The organism is Streptococcus sp. KHUD_018, assembly GCF_054861215.1.
This window is the reverse complement of the sequence record NZ_CM142176.1, coordinates 1,661,871-1,677,641: the sequence shown is the minus strand read 5'-3', so window position 1 is coordinate 1,677,641 and position 15,771 is coordinate 1,661,871. Positions and strand designations below refer to the sequence as shown.

13 protein-coding genes and 2 pseudogenes are annotated in these 15,771 nt (G+C 42.7%); 12 read left to right on the top strand and 3 right to left on the bottom strand.

The window, feature by feature from the left end:
* Window positions 1-67: 67 nt before the first annotated feature.
* Window positions 68-400, bottom strand: coding sequence for a glucuronide permease (locus ACVBD2_RS08410; RefSeq protein ID WP_461685608.1), 333 nt, complete (start codon window positions 398-400; stop codon window positions 68-70).
* 26 nt (window positions 401-426) lie between these two features.
* Window positions 427-981, bottom strand: coding sequence for a TetR/AcrR family transcriptional regulator (locus tag ACVBD2_RS08405; protein ID WP_461685607.1), 555 nt, complete (start codon window positions 979-981; stop codon window positions 427-429).
* A gap of 128 nt (window positions 982-1,109) precedes the next feature.
* Here ACVBD2_RS08405 and ACVBD2_RS08400 point away from each other — a divergent pair, with 128 nt between their 5' ends.
* The 3 genes from ACVBD2_RS08400 to ACVBD2_RS08390 all read left to right on the top strand — a co-directional run bounded on the left by ACVBD2_RS08400 (window position 1,110) and on the right by ACVBD2_RS08390 (window position 5,920).
* On the top strand, window positions 1,110-2,009 hold the full coding sequence (locus ACVBD2_RS08400) for a cation diffusion facilitator family transporter (protein ID WP_461685606.1): 900 nt from the start codon (window positions 1,110-1,112) through the stop codon (window positions 2,007-2,009).
* A gap of 109 nt (window positions 2,010-2,118) precedes the next feature.
* Window positions 2,119-4,644, top strand: coding sequence for an ABC transporter ATP-binding protein/permease (locus tag ACVBD2_RS08395; RefSeq protein WP_461685605.1), 2,526 nt, complete (start codon window positions 2,119-2,121; stop codon window positions 4,642-4,644).
* 238 nt (window positions 4,645-4,882) lie between these two features.
* The gene (locus tag ACVBD2_RS08390) at window positions 4,883-5,920 is read left to right on the top strand and encodes a zinc-binding dehydrogenase (RefSeq protein WP_461685604.1); all 1,038 of its coding nucleotides are present in this window, start codon (window positions 4,883-4,885) and stop codon (window positions 5,918-5,920) included.
* Window positions 5,921-5,987: 67 nt separating this feature from the next.
* Here the strand turns inward: ACVBD2_RS08390 and galR are convergent, their stop codons facing one another.
* Window positions 5,988-6,989 (bottom strand): DNA-binding transcriptional regulator GalR, encoded by a 1,002-nt coding sequence (galR, locus tag ACVBD2_RS08385; RefSeq protein ID WP_461685603.1) that lies wholly within the window; start codon window positions 6,987-6,989, stop codon window positions 5,988-5,990.
* A gap of 164 nt (window positions 6,990-7,153) precedes the next feature.
* Between galR and ACVBD2_RS08380 the strand changes: the two genes are divergently transcribed.
* From ACVBD2_RS08380 to pyrF, 9 genes and pseudogenes are all read left to right on the top strand, one after another.
* Window positions 7,154-8,332 (top strand): galactokinase, encoded by a 1,179-nt coding sequence (locus ACVBD2_RS08380; protein WP_461685602.1) that lies wholly within the window; start codon window positions 7,154-7,156, stop codon window positions 8,330-8,332.
* An 11-nt stretch (window positions 8,333-8,343) separates the two neighbouring features.
* A pseudogene (locus ACVBD2_RS08375) lies at window positions 8,344-9,003 on the top strand (HAD family hydrolase).
* On the top strand, window positions 9,000-10,487 hold the full coding sequence (locus ACVBD2_RS08370) for a UDP-glucose--hexose-1-phosphate uridylyltransferase (protein WP_461685601.1): 1,488 nt from the start codon (window positions 9,000-9,002) through the stop codon (window positions 10,485-10,487). The pseudogene ACVBD2_RS08375 and the gene ACVBD2_RS08370 overlap by 4 nt, the downstream one beginning before the upstream one ends.
* A 69-nt stretch (window positions 10,488-10,556) precedes the next feature.
* Window positions 10,557-10,961 carry a PaaI family thioesterase gene (locus ACVBD2_RS08365; protein ID WP_131200768.1) on the top strand — a complete coding sequence of 135 codons (405 nt, stop codon included), beginning with the start codon at window positions 10,557-10,559 and terminating at the stop codon, window positions 10,959-10,961.
* Between the two features lie 70 nt (window positions 10,962-11,031).
* A pseudogene (locus ACVBD2_RS08360) lies at window positions 11,032-11,208 on the top strand (AAA family ATPase); the annotation flags it as partial.
* Window positions 11,209-11,311: 103 nt separating this feature from the next.
* Window positions 11,312-12,664 (top strand): UDP-N-acetylmuramoyl-L-alanine--D-glutamate ligase, encoded by a 1,353-nt coding sequence (murD, locus tag ACVBD2_RS08355; RefSeq protein WP_461685600.1) that lies wholly within the window; start codon window positions 11,312-11,314, stop codon window positions 12,662-12,664.
* Between the two features lies 1 nt (window position 12,665).
* Entirely contained in the window at window positions 12,666-13,724 is a 1,059-nt protein-coding gene (locus ACVBD2_RS08350; protein WP_461685599.1) for a UDP-N-acetylglucosamine--N-acetylmuramyl-(pentapeptide) pyrophosphoryl-undecaprenol N-acetylglucosamine transferase, read from the top strand.
* Between the two features lie 9 nt (window positions 13,725-13,733).
* Window positions 13,734-14,852, top strand: a complete 1,119-nt coding sequence (locus tag ACVBD2_RS08345) for a cell division protein FtsQ/DivIB (protein ID WP_461685598.1) — start codon at window positions 13,734-13,736, stop codon at window positions 14,850-14,852.
* Window positions 14,853-15,041: 189 nt separating this feature from the next.
* Entirely contained in the window at window positions 15,042-15,743 is a 702-nt protein-coding gene (pyrF, locus tag ACVBD2_RS08340; RefSeq protein WP_461685597.1) for an orotidine-5'-phosphate decarboxylase, read from the top strand.
* Window positions 15,744-15,771 lie beyond the last annotated feature (28 nt).

Here is a 15,771-nt window from a genome sequence, read left to right as displayed (position 1 = left end):
AGGGGTAGCCACTTTCTTCCGTAGACAAAATCCCATCTCGTCTATAATTCGAGATGGGATTTTAATGTTAGAGTAAGATAAGCAAGAGCGTGATCAAAGCCGCTAGTGTGCCCCTTATAATGTGGTGCGATATATGTTGACTTTCTTGCTGTCGTCCATTCCAGTAAGCACCGTAGCAGATTATGCTAGAGCCTACTATCCATAAAACGACCGTTGCAAGCGGGACAAAGAAAAAGATAGCAAGAGCTAGTGAGGTGAGACAGCTTCCCACCAAGATACACATATTTCCCCAACAGTAGTTTTTTTCTTTCATGGCTGCGAAAGCAGCTGCGAGATGGAGAAGTGAAAAACCGAGAGCTAGTACGATCGTCAGTATTCCTAGGATAATAGAATTTAACATGGTTGATTCCTTTCTTCGTAACAGGATTAAATCTCAAGTGATTTTGTAGAAGTCATCTCAATCACATCTAAGTAAAATCTCACTACTTGGTATTCTGTATAAGATTTTCCTTTTTTTAGCCACCAGGTCAGTGTTTCGATAAAATTAGTTACTACAAAATGTTTGAGGTAGGAGGCTGGTATGTTCGGATAGGACTCTTGCAAATCCTCCGCTACCATGGGGTAAACATGGTGTTCAAGTTCCCTGTGTAGTTGGCGGAGAAAGTAGTCATTTTTTGAAAAAAGAAGACTGGTGACATGGTCCTGGTTTTTTTGAAAATGTAAAAAGATATGTGCGAGGTAGTCTTCGGTAGTCAAGTGTTCTTCCCTTTCAAAGAGATGATGAAAGAGATAGCGACAGAGCTCATCTAAAAGCAGTTCCTTGCTCTCGTAGTGACAGTAAAAGGTCGAGCGGCCAACATCTGCCAAGTCAATGATATCTTGGACAGTAGTAGCATCATAGCCTTTGACGTTCAAAAGTTGTAAAAAAGCTTGATAAATGGCTTTTTTTGTCTTGTTGACTCGACGGTCTCTTTTTAGCATACAGACACTTGAGACAAACTGTTCAGAACTGAATAAGGCTGACAGTTTGCTTCTATCCTTTCTTTGGATTTTATTAGATAATACAAATGAAAGAAGTATATATCTATTATACCAAAGGAGGGAGAGAAATGAGCTCTAAAACATCAATCTGGTTAGCTTTTTTCTTAAATTTAAGCTATGCTATTGTTGAGTTTATCGCAGGAGGAATCTTTGGTTCGAGTGCTGTTCTTGCTGATTCTGTTCATGACTTGGGAGATGCTATAGCCATTGGCATATCAGCCCTTTTAGAAACAATCTCAAACCGAGAAGAAGATGGGCAGTACACCTTGGGTTACAAGCGTTTCAGTCTTTTAGGGGCCATCCTAACGGCTGTGATTCTTATGATAGGGTCTGTCCTAGTGATATTGGAAAATATCACAAAGATAGTTGACCCTCAACCTGTCAATGAGGAAGGCGTCCTCTGGCTAGGAATCATTGCAGTAGGTATCAATGTGCTAGCTAGTCTAGTAGTTCGTAAGGGCAAGACAAAGAACGAGTCAATTCTCAGTCTGCATTTTTTGGAAGATACTCTTGGTTGGTTGGCTGTCATTCTAATGGCGATTATCCTCCGATTTACAGATTGGTATATTCTTGATCCGCTCTTATCGCTTGTCATTTCCATCTTCATTCTAACAAAAGCCATTCCTCGCTTTTGGAGCGCACTCAAGATTTTCTTGGATGCTGTGCCAGAAGGAGTAGATATCAAACAAGTGAAGAAAGACTTGGAGCAATTAGACCATGTGGCCAGTGTTAATCAGCTCAATCTCTGGACTATGGATGGTTTGGAAAAAAATGCCATTGTTCATGTTTGCCTAGAAGAGATTGAACATATAGAGTATTGTAAAGAATCTATTCGTAATTTACTCAAAGATTATGGCTTTCAAAATGTCACCGTTGAAGTTGATGCAAACCTAGCAAGTCACCAAACTCATAAGCGAAAAATTGAGGAGTTGGAAGTAGGTCAAAGTCATGGACATCATCATTCATAAGAAGTTGATTTTCTATTTGTTGATTATTTTTGATGAATTGTAAATGTAACATATTTACTCCATTATGAAATTGTGATAGACTACATATATCACTGAAAGGAGATAGACAATGTTACAGCTACAACACATTTCAAAAGTCTATCATACGGGCAATCAAGAGTTCCACGCGTTAAAGGATATCTCGATTCGCTTCCGTGAGAGTGAGTTTGTCTCCATTCTCGGGCAATCGGGTTCTGGGAAAACCACCCTATTAAATATCATCGGGGGACTCGACCAATACACATCTGGTGATTTACTCATCCAAGGAAAATCAACAAAGCAATTTAAAGACCGCGATTGGGATAGCTACAGAAACCACACCATCGGTTTCGTCTTTCAGTCTTATAATCTCATCGGGCACCAAACTGCACTCTCTAACGTAGAAATTGCAATGACTCTTTCGGGTGTTTCAAAAGCAGAACGTAAGAAACGTGCTATCGAAGTGCTCGAACGCGTAGGCCTAAAAGACCATTTATATAAGAAACCAAGTCAAATGTCTGGGGGACAAATGCAACGAATCGCGATTGCGCGTGCTCTTGTTAATGATCCAAAAGTCGTTTTAGCCGACGAACCGACAGGAGCGCTCGATTCTGAGACTTCTGTTCAAATCATGGATTTATTAAAAGACATCGCCAAGGAACGTTTGGTTATCATGGTGACGCATAACCCAGAGCTGGCGCAGAAGTACTCCACACGTATCGTACAAGTATTAGATGGAAACATCTTGAGCGACTCAAACCCATGCGAACCAACAGAGGAGACAAAGCAAGTCGACATCCAGTTCACGAAGACGAAGATGAGCTTTATAACCGCCCTTGTACTTTCCTTTAATAACCTATTGACAAAGAAAGGTCGTACCTTACTAACAGCTTTTGCGGGTTCTATCGGGATTATCGGGATTGCTCTTATTTTAGCCCTTTCCAATGGTGTGAGTGACTACGTTAAAAAGGTGCAGGAGGATACTCTCGTCTCTCTCCCACTGACGATTAGCGAGCAGAACCAGAGCAACTTGTTGGCGACCTCTCCAGATTTGAGCGAGAAGCCTTACAAGGATAATCATGAGCTCGGTATCAATACGGTTTTAACGAATTTATTGAAAAAACAAATCGGAAAGAACGACCTAGCTTCCTTCAAGACTTACTTGGAGGAACACGCTTCGAAGGTCGAATCTCTCACAAAAGACATTCGTTACCGATACAATTTACAACCGTTTATCTATGCAAGTGATACTTCCAACGGACCCAAAAGTATTCTGCCTTCAACCTTAGCTGATGAAGTAGAAACAGCGAACCAAACGATGAAGGGATACTTACAAAACCTCAACTACTGGAGTGAACTTTCTAGTGATTCTTCAATGCTAGAAAGCAAGTACGACGTGTTGGAAGGACGCTTCCCACAAGATAAGTCCGAAATCGTCCTTATCGTAGATGAAAACAATCAAATTAGCGATTTGTTGCTCTATAGTTTGCATTTCAAAGATCCCAGTGAATTGAACGATACGAAGAAGCTCGACGAACTCTCTTCTCAAACGTATCAATATAGTGATTTTATCGGAAAAACTTTCAAAGCAGTTGTCAATACAAACCGTTTTGTGAAAGAAAATAACTTATGGCTCAATAAGATTGATAATGCTTCTTATATGAAAACTCAAATCGAGAATGGGCTCCAACTTAAAATTGTGGGTGTCCTTCGCCAAAAAGACGGCACAAGCTCAGGCGTGAATACTCCTTCAGGAGGAATCGCCTACACAAGCGCCCTTATTGATTACACTTCCGAATACATTCAAAATAGTGATATCGTTAAGGAACAGGAAGCCAATCAAAATCTAAATGTATTTACGGGTAAAGACTTTGCCAAAGATCCTAAACCATTCAGTTCGGAGAATTTAACCGAAGAAGAAAAAATTCAGTTGGCTAAAATGACGCCTGAAGAACAGGCGCAGTATGTCCAACAATATAACGACAACTTGGCTTCAACTTACGAGGAAAACCTCGCAAAAATGGGCGTCATCAACAAATCCAAACCAGCTGCCATTGAGCTCTACACCTCTTCGTTCCAACAAAAACAAGACTTAAAAGAATTCATAAACGCCTATAACACGGCGAAAAAAGAAGCTGGAGAAGACGATAAGGTACTCGCTTATTCAGATGATATCCAAACTATCATGTCTTCAATTACGACATTGGTTGGCGTAGTGACAACTGTGCTCGTTGGCTTTGTGGCCATCTCACTCATTGTATCTTCTATAATGATTTCGATTATCACGTACATTTCAGTTCTCGAACGTACAAAAGAAATCGGAATCCTACGTGCAATGGGGGCTTCGAAGAAAGATATTCGTCGTATCTTCACTGCTGAAACAGCCATCGAAGGATTTGTCTCTGGGGTGCTCGGTATCGCGGTTACTCTCCTTGCGACATTTCCAATCAATGCGATTGTTGCTAAAATGACAAATGTGGGAAATGTAGCGCAATTACCAATAGAAGTAGCTCTAATCCTTATCGGTATTTCGATTGTCCTTACCATGTTAGCCGGTCTAATCCCTTCACGCATCGCCGCCAAGAAAGACCCAGTCGAATCGCTTCGTAGCGAATAACAACTAAACCGCAAAAAGGTGGATAAAAGCCTACTTCTTTATTCACCTTTTTCTATTGGCTGGAAACTATTAAAAACGTAATCGAAAAATCTCTCCTTATAAAACTTAAATTTCGAGAAGAAAAGACTATATTGGACTAAACCAGTGCCTTATCGCCGTTAATAATGATTGATACGAGCGAAAGCTTGACAAAAAGTGTATAATGAAAGTAAGAAACCAATAGAAAAGGAGTGGTTCTATGAAGAAAACAGTTTATACAAAAGCTGGTCAGGTTGGTCTTATTGAAGTGGAGCATCCGCAAATCATTGAGGCAGATGATGCCATTATTCGGATTGTTCGAACCTGTGTTTGTGGCTCTGATCTGTGGAGCTATCGCAATCCAGATATTGAAACAGGCCATCAGAATAGCGGGCACGAAGCGATTGGTATCGTTGAAGCGATTGGTGATGCAGTGACGACCGTTAAACCTGGCGATTTTGTTATTGCACCTTTCACCCATGGCTGTGGGGAGTGTGATGCCTGTCGCGCTGGCTATGATGGGACTTGTGACCGCCATATTGGCACCAATTGGTCTAATGGGGTGCAAGCGGAGTACATTCGCTTCGAATATGCCAACTGGGCTCTTGTCAAAATTCCGGGTCAGCCCTCTGATTATACAGAAGGCATGCTCAAATCCCTCTTGACACTGGCTGATGTCATGCCGACTGGCTATCATGCAGCGCGTGTTGCTAATGTACAAAAAGGGGATAAGGTTGTGGTGATTGGTGATGGGGCTGTTGGTCAATGTGCTGTCATTGCTGCTAAGATGCGTGGTGCTTCCCAAATCGTTCTCATGAGCCGTCACGAAGACCGACCAAAGATGGCCTTGGAATCAGGTGCGACGGCTGTTGTGGCTGAACGTGGCGAAGAAGGAATTGCCAAGGTTCGAGAAATTCTTGGTGGAGGAGCAGATGCAGCTCTTGAGTGTGTCGGTACTGAGGCAGCGGTTGATCAGGCTCTTGGTGTCCTTCACAATGGTGGTCGTTTGGGTTTTGTTGGAGTTCCTCACTATAGCAATCGAGCTCTTGGTTCAACTTTTGCTCAAAATATTACGGTAGCAGGCGGAGCAGCCTCTGTAACGACTTACAACAAACAGTTCTTACTGAAGGCAGTCCTTGATGGCGATATCAACCCAGGCCGTGTCTTTACTTCAAGTTATAAATTAGAAGAGATTGACCAAGCCTATAAAGATATGGATGAACGTAAGACGATTAAGTCTATGATTGTGATGGATTAACAAAGAAAATCCTAATGGAGATTTGAGAATTTCTATTAGGATTTTTTGCGTTGGTATATTTGTTGAGTTATGGCAGCGTACTCTCTCTCAAAGTCAGTCTGGTTCCCAGCATAGTCAGGCTAGGAATTTTCCGACCGTGGAGGACTTCCTTGTTAAGAATATCCATACCTGCTCGGCCCATTTCTTCGGTATAGACGGTAATGCTAGAAAGGGGAGGATAGACTTGCTTGGTCAGGCTAGTGTCGTTAAAAGAAATGAGGCTGACACGGTCTGGTAGGCTAATTCCAGCTTCTTGAAGGGCACGGAGGGCGCCGATGGCTAAACTATCGCTGGCGCCAAAAAAGGCTGGTGGGAGTTTATCACCTAGCTTGAGAATGGCCTCCTTCATCAAGTCATAACCAGACTGGGCCGTAAAACTCCCCTGAAAGACTAGTTCTTCATGGTAGATACCATTTGCTTGGGTATAGTCTTTGAAATTTTCTAGCCGCTTATCCTGGATAATTTCTTCTTGGTCGGTTGTTTCCTCAAGACCTGTGAGAATTCCGATACGGTTCATCCCTTGGCTGAGGAAATGGTCTACAACTTGTTTCACAGCAGTGTAAAAGTCAGTGATAATACAGGTATGACCTAGTGAGAGGGTGTCACTATCTATAAAGACTAAAGGTTTTTGGTATTCTTCAAAGGCAGAAATCTGAGCTCGACTGAACTTTCCGATGCAGAGAATCCCAATCACTTCCTCGCTTAATGTAAAAGGATGGTCATTAAAATAGCGCAAGATATCATAGTCCAACTCTTGGGCTCTTTTTTCAATACCGAGACGAATCTGATAGTAGTAGAGGTCGTCCAACTCCCCTTGTTCGCTGACCCATTGGATAATGGCAATCTTTTGCTTGGGTTTGTGGGATTCGCCTGTCTTGAGGTGCTTAGTATAGCCCAGCTCTTCAGCGACGGTTAAAATACGGTGTCTAGTTTCTTCTGTAACAGATAGACTCTGGTCGCGATTGAGGACACGAGATACGGTCGCGATAGAGACAGAGGCTAGCTGTGCGATGTCTTTTAAGGTAGCCATAAATCCTCCTTCTTTTAGGTTAGTATATCATATTTTTCTTCTTTTTACCTGTTGTTTAGTAAAACTTTAGTAAAAAGGATTGACCTTGGCAAAAGCCTTGGATACAATAGAAGAAAACGATTACACGTTAAGGCGACTTAACGAACAGTCAAAGGAGAATTCATATGACACAAGATCTTACTACTGAAGCCCTTCGCAAAGACTTTCTTGCCGTTTTTGGTCAAGAAGCAGACCAAACTTTCTTTTCACCAGGTCGTATCAATCTGATTGGTGAACACACAGACTACAACGGTGGGCACGTTTTTCCAGCGGCTATTTCCTTGGGAACCTATGGAGCGGCTCGCAAGCGTGATGACCAAGTCTTGCGTTTCTACTCAGCTAACTTTGAGGACAAGGGTATCATCGAAGTTCCTCTTGCTGACCTCAAGTTTGAAAAAGAGCACAGCTGGACCAACTATCCAAAAGGGGTTCTTCATTTCTTGCAAGAAGCTGGACATGTGATTGACAAAGGGTTTGATTTTTATGTTTATGGGAATATCCCAAATGGTGCTGGCTTGTCTTCATCAGCATCCTTGGAGCTTTTGACAGGTGTCGTAGCAGAATACCTCTTTGACCTAAAATTGGACCGTCTAGACTTAGTTAAAATCGGAAAACTAACAGAAAACAACTTTATCGGTGTTAACTCTGGGATTATGGACCAATTTGCCATCGGTATGGGTGCTGACCAACGTGCTATTTACCTAGATACTAATACTCTAGAATATGACTTGGTTCCTCTTGATTTGAAGGACAATGTTGTTGTTATCATGAATACCAACAAACGCCGTGAACTAGCAGATTCTAAATACAATGAACGCCGTGCTGAGTGTGAAAAAGCAGTAGAAGAACTTCAAGTTGCCTTGGATATCCAGACCCTGGGTGAATTGGATGAGTGGGCCTTTGACCAATACAGCTATCTGATTAAAGACGAAAATCGCTTAAAACGTGCTCGCCATGCTGTGCTTGAAAACCAACGTACTCTTAAAGCTCAAGCAGCCCTTCAGGCAGGTGATTTGGAAACATTTGGTCGCTTGATGAATGCTTCTCACGTTTCTCTAGAACATGACTATGAAGTAACTGGCTTGGAATTGGATACCCTCGTTCATACTGCTTGGGCTCAGGAAGGTGTTCTTGGTGCTCGTATGACAGGGGCAGGATTTGGTGGCTGTGCCATTGCCTTGGTGCAAAAAGATGCTGTTGAGGCCTTTAAGGAAGCTGTAGGCAAGCACTACGAGGAAGTCGTTGGATATGCTCCAAGCTTCTATATCGCTGAAGTTGCAGGTGGCACTCGCGTTTTAGACTAGGAGAGAAGTAAATGGACGCTGTAATATTTGATTTCGATGGCTTATTAGCTGATACTGAGATCATTTCTCTAAAAGTTTATCAAGAATTGCTTAAAGATTTTGGAATTCCTTTCACAGAAGAAACATATTCTAGAGAATACAGTGGACATAGGGAAGAGGAGAATGTTCAACGATTTTTAGATACCTATGATTTACCTTGGAACTTTGACTAAACCTTGGAAAAAGTTTATGAACTGGAAGCTCGAATATTGGTCAAAGGTGTAAATTTAAAAAAAGGTGCTAAAAATTTGCTTGCTTTTTTGCAAAGAGAAGGTATTCCAATCGCTCTAGCAACTTCAAGTGTTGAATCTAGAGCTAGAATGATTTTGGATAGTAATGGTATACGGTCCCTATTTGACCATCTAGTTTTTGCAAAAGATGTAAAGCGAAGCAAACCTTACCCTGATATATTTTTAAAAGCCTGTAGTGATTTGAATGTTTTACCAGAGAATTGCTTAGTATTAGAGGATAGTGAAGCAGGGATTGAAGCAGCGTATAGAGCTGGGATACCAGTTATTTGTATTCCAGACTTGAAAATGCCAGCACAGTCTTTCTTAAATAAAACAGAACAAGTTTTTCAGGATTTAGATGCTGTCAGAGACTATTTAGAAAGTAAGAGGGAGAATCAATGAGTCAGGGAGTTCTAGATGCATTTATCACGGAAGTCATTGCTGGAAGTTCATTTGAGGAGATTGATCGAATCTACCTAACCAATCGTGTCTTAGCACGAGTGGGAGAAGGTGTTTTGGAAGTTGAGACGAATCTGGAGGATTTGATTGACCTCAAGGACCAGCTGGTTGAGGAGGCGGTTCGATTAGAGATGATTGAGGACAGTCAGACTGCGCGTGAAATCCTCGGTGCTGAACTAATGGATTTGGTAACCCCTTGTCCAAGTCAGGTCAATCGTGACTTTTGGGGAACCTACGCCCAATCTCCCGAACAGGCAATTGCGGACTTCTACCAACTTAGTCAGAAAAACGACTACATCAAGCTCAAGGCTATTGCTAAAAATATTGCTTATCGTGTTCCATCAGATTACGGAGAACTTGAGATTACCATCAACCTCTCTAAGCCTGAAAAGGATCCAAAAGAGATTGCGGCGGCTAAGTTGGTGCAAGCTAGCAATTATCCCCAGTGTCAGCTTTGTATAGAGAACGAGGGCTACCATGGTCGGGTTAACCACCCAGCTCGTAGCAATCACCGCATTATCCGTTTTGAAATGGCTGGTCAGGAGTGGGGTTTCCAGTATTCGCCCTATGCTTATTTTAATGAGCACTGTATCTTCTTAGACGGTCAGCATCGTCCCATGGCTATTAGCTGTCAGAGCTTTGAGCGTCTGCTGGCTATCGTTGAGCAATTTCCGGGATATTTTGCGGGCTCAAATGCCGACTTGCCGATTGTGGGGGGGTCTATTCTAACTCATGACCACTATCAGGGAGGTCGTCACGTATTTCCTATGGAATTGGCTCCTCTGCAAAAGACCTTCCGATTTGCTGGTTTTGGGCAGGTCAAGGCTGGGATTGTCAAGTGGCCCATGTCAGTGCTACGTTTGACCTCGGATTCCAAAGAGGATTTGATCAACTTGGCTGACAAGATTTTACAGGAATGGCGCCAGTATTCAGATCCTGCAGTGCAGATTTTGTCAGAAACAGACGGGACACCACACCATACCATTACCCCCATTGCTCGTAAACGTGACGGTCAGTTTGAGTTGGACTTGGTTTTACGGGACAATCAAACCTCTCTAGAACATCCTGATGGCATCTATCATCCCCACAAGGATGTCCAACATATCAAGAAGGAAAATATCGGCTTGATTGAGGTCATGGGCTTGGCTATCCTGCCACCACGTCTGAAAGCGGAAGTGGAGCAAGTTGCAAGCTATCTTGTAGGAGATGATGAAGCAGTTGTTGCTTATCATCAGGAATGGGCAGACCAGCTCAAAGCCCAATATCCAGATCTAACGGATAAAGAAAAAGCCCTTGAAATCGTCAAGGACTCTGTGGGTGCTATTTTTGCGCGTGTTCTGGAGGACGCAGGAGTTTACAAGCAAACGGAGCAGGGACAGGCAGCCTTTATGCGCTTTGTTGAGCAGGTTGGAATTTTACCAGACTAGGAGCTTTCTCCTTGCACAGTCCTATAAAAAGTAGTATCATAGTGTCGTTTGAAATATCAGGAGGAAACGATGAAAGATTTTCATTTTGATGCTATATCTGCCTTTGAAAATTACGAAATAGATAAAATGAGAGACGGTCATGTTGTGGTGACGACGAAAGTGGTGGACTCGTCGCTCAACTACTATGGCAATGCCCATGGCGGCTATCTCTTTACCCTTTGTGACCAAATCAGTGGTCTAGTGGTTATCTCACTGGGGCTTGATGGAGTGACGCTCCAATCTTCTATCAACTACCTCAAAGCAGGAAAACTCGACGATGTACTGACCATTAAAGGAGAATGCGTCCACCAAGGACGTACCACTTGTGTAGTGGATGTCGATATTACCAATCAAGAAGGCAGAAATGTCTGCAAAGCCACCTTTACCATGTTTGTCACAGGCCAGCGGTCAGCAGAAAGACAGGTAAGGATATAAAGTACTGAGAGTTGACCTGCACTCTAAGGGTTAGATATTTTTTGTCGAACTTTTGGAGTGCAGGTTAGTTTTGATTCTCGTAGATGAACCAACTGCTTCACTAGACCCCAAAAATTCTGAGGAGCTACTTTCTATATTAGAATCTCTAAAAAATCCGAATCGAACGATTATTATTGCGACCCACAATCCTCTTATCTGGGAGCAAGTAGATCAAGCGATTCGAGTTACCGATTTCTCTCATCGATGATAAGAGAACATTAAGTTAGAAGAAAGAGTCACAAATACACTTTGTGGCTTTTTTATTTCCGTAAAAATGGTAAAATAGTAGGAGTAGAAATGGAGTTTGAGACATGAAAGTAATCGATCAATTTAAAAATAAGAAAGTCCTTGTTTTAGGTTTGGCCAAGTCTGGTGAGTCTGCGGCTCGTTTGTTGGACAAGCTAGGTGCCATTGTGACAGTAAATGACGGCAAGCCTTTTGAGGAAAATCCTGCTGCGCAAAGTTTACTGGAAGAAGGGATCAAGGTTATCACTGGTGGCCATCCTTTGGAATTGTTGGATGAAGAGTTTGCTCTGATGGTGAAAAATCCAGGGATTCCTTATAGCAATCCCATGATTGAAAAGGCTTTGGCGAAGGGGATTCCAGTCTTAACTGAGGTGGAATTGGCTTACTTGATTTCGGAAGCGCCAATTATCGGCATCACTGGTTCAAATGGGAAAACAACCACAACGACCATGATTGGGGAAGTTTTGTCTGCTGCTGGTCAACATGGTCTTTTGTCAGGAAATATCGGCTATCCAGCCAGTCAAGTGGCTCAAACTGCGACAGCCAAGGACACGCTTGTCATGGAACTTTCTTCTTTCCAACTGATGGGTGTCCAAGAATTCCATCCTGAGATTGCGGTTATTACAAACCTCATGCCCACTCATATCGACTACCATGGTTCTTTTGAGGCCTATGTAGCAGCTAAGTGGAATATCCAGAACAAGATGACAGCAGCTGATTTCCTTGTCTTGAACTTTAACCAAGATTTGGCAAAAGAATTGGCTACTAAAACACAAGCTACCGTTGTACCATTCTCAACACAGGAAAAAGTTGATGGAGCCTATCTAGCAAATGGTCAACTTTACTTCCGTGGGGAAGTGGTCATGGCAGCGAGTGAAATCGGTGTTCCAGGTAGCCACAATGTAGAAAATGCCCTTGCGACCATTGCAGTAGCTAAGCTTCGTGGTGTAGACAACCAAACCATCAAGGAAACTCTTTCAGCCTTTGGTGGTGTAAAACACCGTCTCCAATTTGTGGATGAGATTAAGGGTGTGAAATTTTATAACGACAGTAAATCAACCAATATCTTGGCAACTCAAAAAGCCTTGTCAGGATTTGACAACAGCAAGGTCATTTTGATTGCAGGTGGTTTGGATCGTGGAAATGAATTTGACAAGCTGGTGCCAGATATTACTGGGCTCAAGAAGATGGTCCTCCTCGGTCAGTCTGCAGAACGTGTCAAACGGGCAGCGGATAAGGCTGGTGTGGCTTATGTGGATGCGACCGATATTGCTGATGCGACCCGCAAAGCTTATGAGTTAGCGACTCAAGGAGATGTGGTTCTCCTCAGTCCTGCCAATGCTAGCTGGGATATGTATGCTAACTTTGAAGTACGTGGCGACCTCTTTATCGACACAGTAGCGGAGTTAAAGGAATAATATGAAAAAAATTGTCTTTACAGGTGGGGGGACGGTTGGACATGTCACCCTCAATCTTTTGTTAATGCCCAAGTTCATCGAAGACGGCTGGGAAGTTCACTACATTGGTGATAAACACGGAATCGAACACCAAGAAATCCTCAAGTCAGGTTTGAATGTGACCTTCCACTCCATTGCGACTGGGAAGTTGCGTCGCTATTTTTCTTGGCAAAATATGCTGGATGTCTTTAAAGTTGCCTGGGGAATTGTCCAATCCCTCTTTATCATGTTACGACTGCGTCCACAGGCTCTTTTTTCTAAGGGGGGCTTTGTCTCAGTACCGCCGGTTATCGCAGCGCGTGTGTCAGGGGTACCTGTCTTTATTCACGAATCGGATCTGTCTATGGGCTTAGCCAATAAAATTGCCTATAAATTTGCGACCAAGATGTACTCAACCTTTGAGCAGCCTGCTAGTCTTGCAAAAGTCGAACATGTGGGGGCAGTGACTAAGGTAACAGGCCAAGATGCTTCAGAACCAGACGAGTTGGTGAATGTCCAAACCCACTTTAATCCTAAATTGTCAACTGTATTATTTGTCGGTGGTTCTGCAGGAGCTCGTGTCTTTAACCAATTGGTGACAGATCATAAGCAAGAACTGACAGAGCGCTACAATATTATCAATCTCACTGGAGATTCAAGCCTCAATGAGTTAAGTCAAAATCTCTTTCGAGTTGACTATGTGACGGATCTCTATCAACCCTTGATGGAGATGGCAGATGTGGTGGTGACGCGTGGCGGTGCCAATACGATATTTGAGCTCTTGGCCATGGTGAAACTCCATCTCATCGTACCATTGGGTCGTGAAGCAAGTCGAGGAGACCAGATTGAAAATGCAGCCTACTTTGTTAAGAAAGGCTATGCAGAAGAACTGCAAGAAAGTGACTTGACCTTGGAAAGATTGGAGGAGAAACTCAGTCACTTGCTTAGTCACAAGGATCAGTACCAAGCTAGCATGAAAGCTTCAACTGAATTGAAATCTCTTGATGATTTTTATGCCCTACTAAGAAAAGACCTATCATAAGGAAAACCAATGTCAAAGGATAAGAAAAAAGAATCAAACCAGAAACAAGAATTGTCTGAATGGCAGAAGCGGAACCAAGAATACCTGAAAAAGAAGGCTGAGGAGGAAGCTGCTCTAGCTGAAGAGAAGGAAAAGGAAAAACAAGCCCGAATGGGGAAAAACTCTAAGTTGTTAGAGGAAAGTAAGAAGTCATCAAGTGATTCCGACCAGAACGAAACTGTTCCAGACGAAGAACCATCCGAAAAAGAAGAAAAATCACAAAAGGATGATCATAAAGTCAAAGAGGAAAAAGAGAAGAAGAAAAAAGAAAAACCAGAAAAACCTGCCAAGCCGAAAATTGCGCCTGTTCATATTTGGCGGGCAGTTAGTATCTTGGTACCGAGTGTTCTGGTTCTCCTCCTTTCTATCTATCTCTTGACCCCTCTTTCGACTCTCAAGCATATCGAGGTTAAGGGAAATATCCAGACCCAAGCGGATGACATTAAACAAGTTTCTGGCATTCAGGATAGTGACTATACCTTGTCTTTGTTGTTGAACAAGGAGAAGCACGCTGAGCAGATCAAGTCTAACCACTGGATAGAGTCAGCAAAGATTGACTACAAATTTCCGACAAACTTTACGATTGAAGTCAAAGAGTTTGAGATTGTTGGCTACTATGTGACAGGTGAAGACCACTATCCAATCTTGTCTAGTGGAACAATTGATCCAAGCCCTGTCAACCTTTTGAATCTGCCTGAGACCTACCTAACAGTTACCTTTAACGATGAGCAGCAGGTGAAGGACCTGATTACGGGTCTTTCTAGCATCAGTGAGGACATAAAGAGTCAAATCCAGAAGATCGAACTAGCCCCAAGTAAGGCAACTGCAGATCTTCTAAAAATCACCATGCTGGATACAGATGAAATCTTGGTTCCCTTATCAGAATTGAGTAAGAAATTGCCTTATTACAGCAAAATCAAGCCACAGTTAGCAGAACCGAGCTTTATTGATATGGAGGCAGGAATTTATAGCACTAGTCTGGCTGATAAACGCTTAGAAGAAGCTGAGGAAAAGGCCAAACAAGAGGCTAAGGAAGCGGAGAAGAAAAAACAGGAAGAAAAAAAAGCTGAAGAAAAGAAACAAGAATAAGAATCTTCAGTTTTTACTTGACAAGTGTCGTTATAAATAATAGAATAGTAGAAAACTTTTAAAGCAGTCCAGAGAGGCAGCTAAGGTTAGACAGTGAAAGGGTGGAGACTACCCGTTTTTCGTGGAACCTAGCTGCTAGCAGGTTCCTTTTTTGAGCAATGGACTGTTAGCAAAGAATAGGAGAAAAGAATGCGTGAGAGTCGCCCGGTCATTGCTCTGGATTTTCCAAGTTTCGAGGAAGCCAAAGAATTTTTAGCCCTTTTTCCAGCAGAGGAAAAACTCTATGTCAAGGTAGGAATGGAAATCTATTATGCAGTAGGTCCAGAGGTTGTTCGCTATTTGAAATCATTGGGACATAGTGTTTTTTTGGATCTCAAGTTGCATGATATTCCAAATACGGTCAAGTCAACTATGAAAATCTTGTCTAGTCTTGGGGTTGATATGACCAATGTTCAGGCTGCAGGTGGGCTTGAAATGATGCAGGCTGCGCGTGAAGGTCTTGGTGATCAAGGAATTCTTATCGCGGTGACCCAATTGACCTCAACATCTGAGGAACAGATGCAAGACTGTCAAAATATCCAGACTAGCCTGCAAGAGTCGGTCATCCACTATGCGAAGAAAACAGCTGAAGCTGGATTGGATGGAGTGGTTTGCTCAGCCCAAGAAGCCCAACTCATCAAGGAAGCTACAAACGAAGATTTTATCTGCTTGACACCAGGTATTCGACCAGCAGGTGCTGAAGCAGCGGATCAAAAACGCGTAGTGACCCCTGGTCAAGCTTATCAAATCGGTAGTGACTACATTGTAATAGGTCGTCCAATCACACAGGCAGCAGACCCTGTAGCAGCCTACCATGCTATCAAGGAAGAATGGACACGCGACTGGGTCTAAAGCGTATTTGATTATAGATTTAAGGATA

Coding starts and splice junctions, on each gene's coding strand:
- ACVBD2_RS08410 (WP_461685608.1), bottom strand. CDS start 400: ATGTTAAATTCTATTATCCTAGGAATACTGACGATCGTACTAGCTCTC.
- ACVBD2_RS08405 (WP_461685607.1), bottom strand. CDS start 981: ATGCTAAAAAGAGACCGTCGAGTCAACAAGACAAAAAAAGCCATTTAT.
- ACVBD2_RS08400 (WP_461685606.1), top strand. CDS start 1,110: ATGAGCTCTAAAACATCAATCTGGTTAGCTTTTTTCTTAAATTTAAGC.
- ACVBD2_RS08395 (WP_461685605.1), top strand. CDS start 2,119: ATGTTACAGCTACAACACATTTCAAAAGTCTATCATACGGGCAATCAA.
- ACVBD2_RS08390 (WP_461685604.1), top strand. CDS start 4,883: ATGAAGAAAACAGTTTATACAAAAGCTGGTCAGGTTGGTCTTATTGAA.
- galR (WP_461685603.1), bottom strand. CDS start 6,989: ATGGCTACCTTAAAAGACATCGCACAGCTAGCCTCTGTCTCTATCGCG.
- ACVBD2_RS08380 (WP_461685602.1), top strand. CDS start 7,154: ATGACACAAGATCTTACTACTGAAGCCCTTCGCAAAGACTTTCTTGCC.
- ACVBD2_RS08370 (WP_461685601.1), top strand. CDS start 9,000: ATGAGTCAGGGAGTTCTAGATGCATTTATCACGGAAGTCATTGCTGGA.
- ACVBD2_RS08365 (WP_131200768.1), top strand. CDS start 10,557: ATGAAAGATTTTCATTTTGATGCTATATCTGCCTTTGAAAATTACGAA.
- murD (WP_461685600.1), top strand. CDS start 11,312: ATGAAAGTAATCGATCAATTTAAAAATAAGAAAGTCCTTGTTTTAGGT.
- ACVBD2_RS08350 (WP_461685599.1), top strand. CDS start 12,666: ATGAAAAAAATTGTCTTTACAGGTGGGGGGACGGTTGGACATGTCACC.
- ACVBD2_RS08345 (WP_461685598.1), top strand. CDS start 13,734: ATGTCAAAGGATAAGAAAAAAGAATCAAACCAGAAACAAGAATTGTCT.
- pyrF (WP_461685597.1), top strand. CDS start 15,042: ATGCGTGAGAGTCGCCCGGTCATTGCTCTGGATTTTCCAAGTTTCGAG.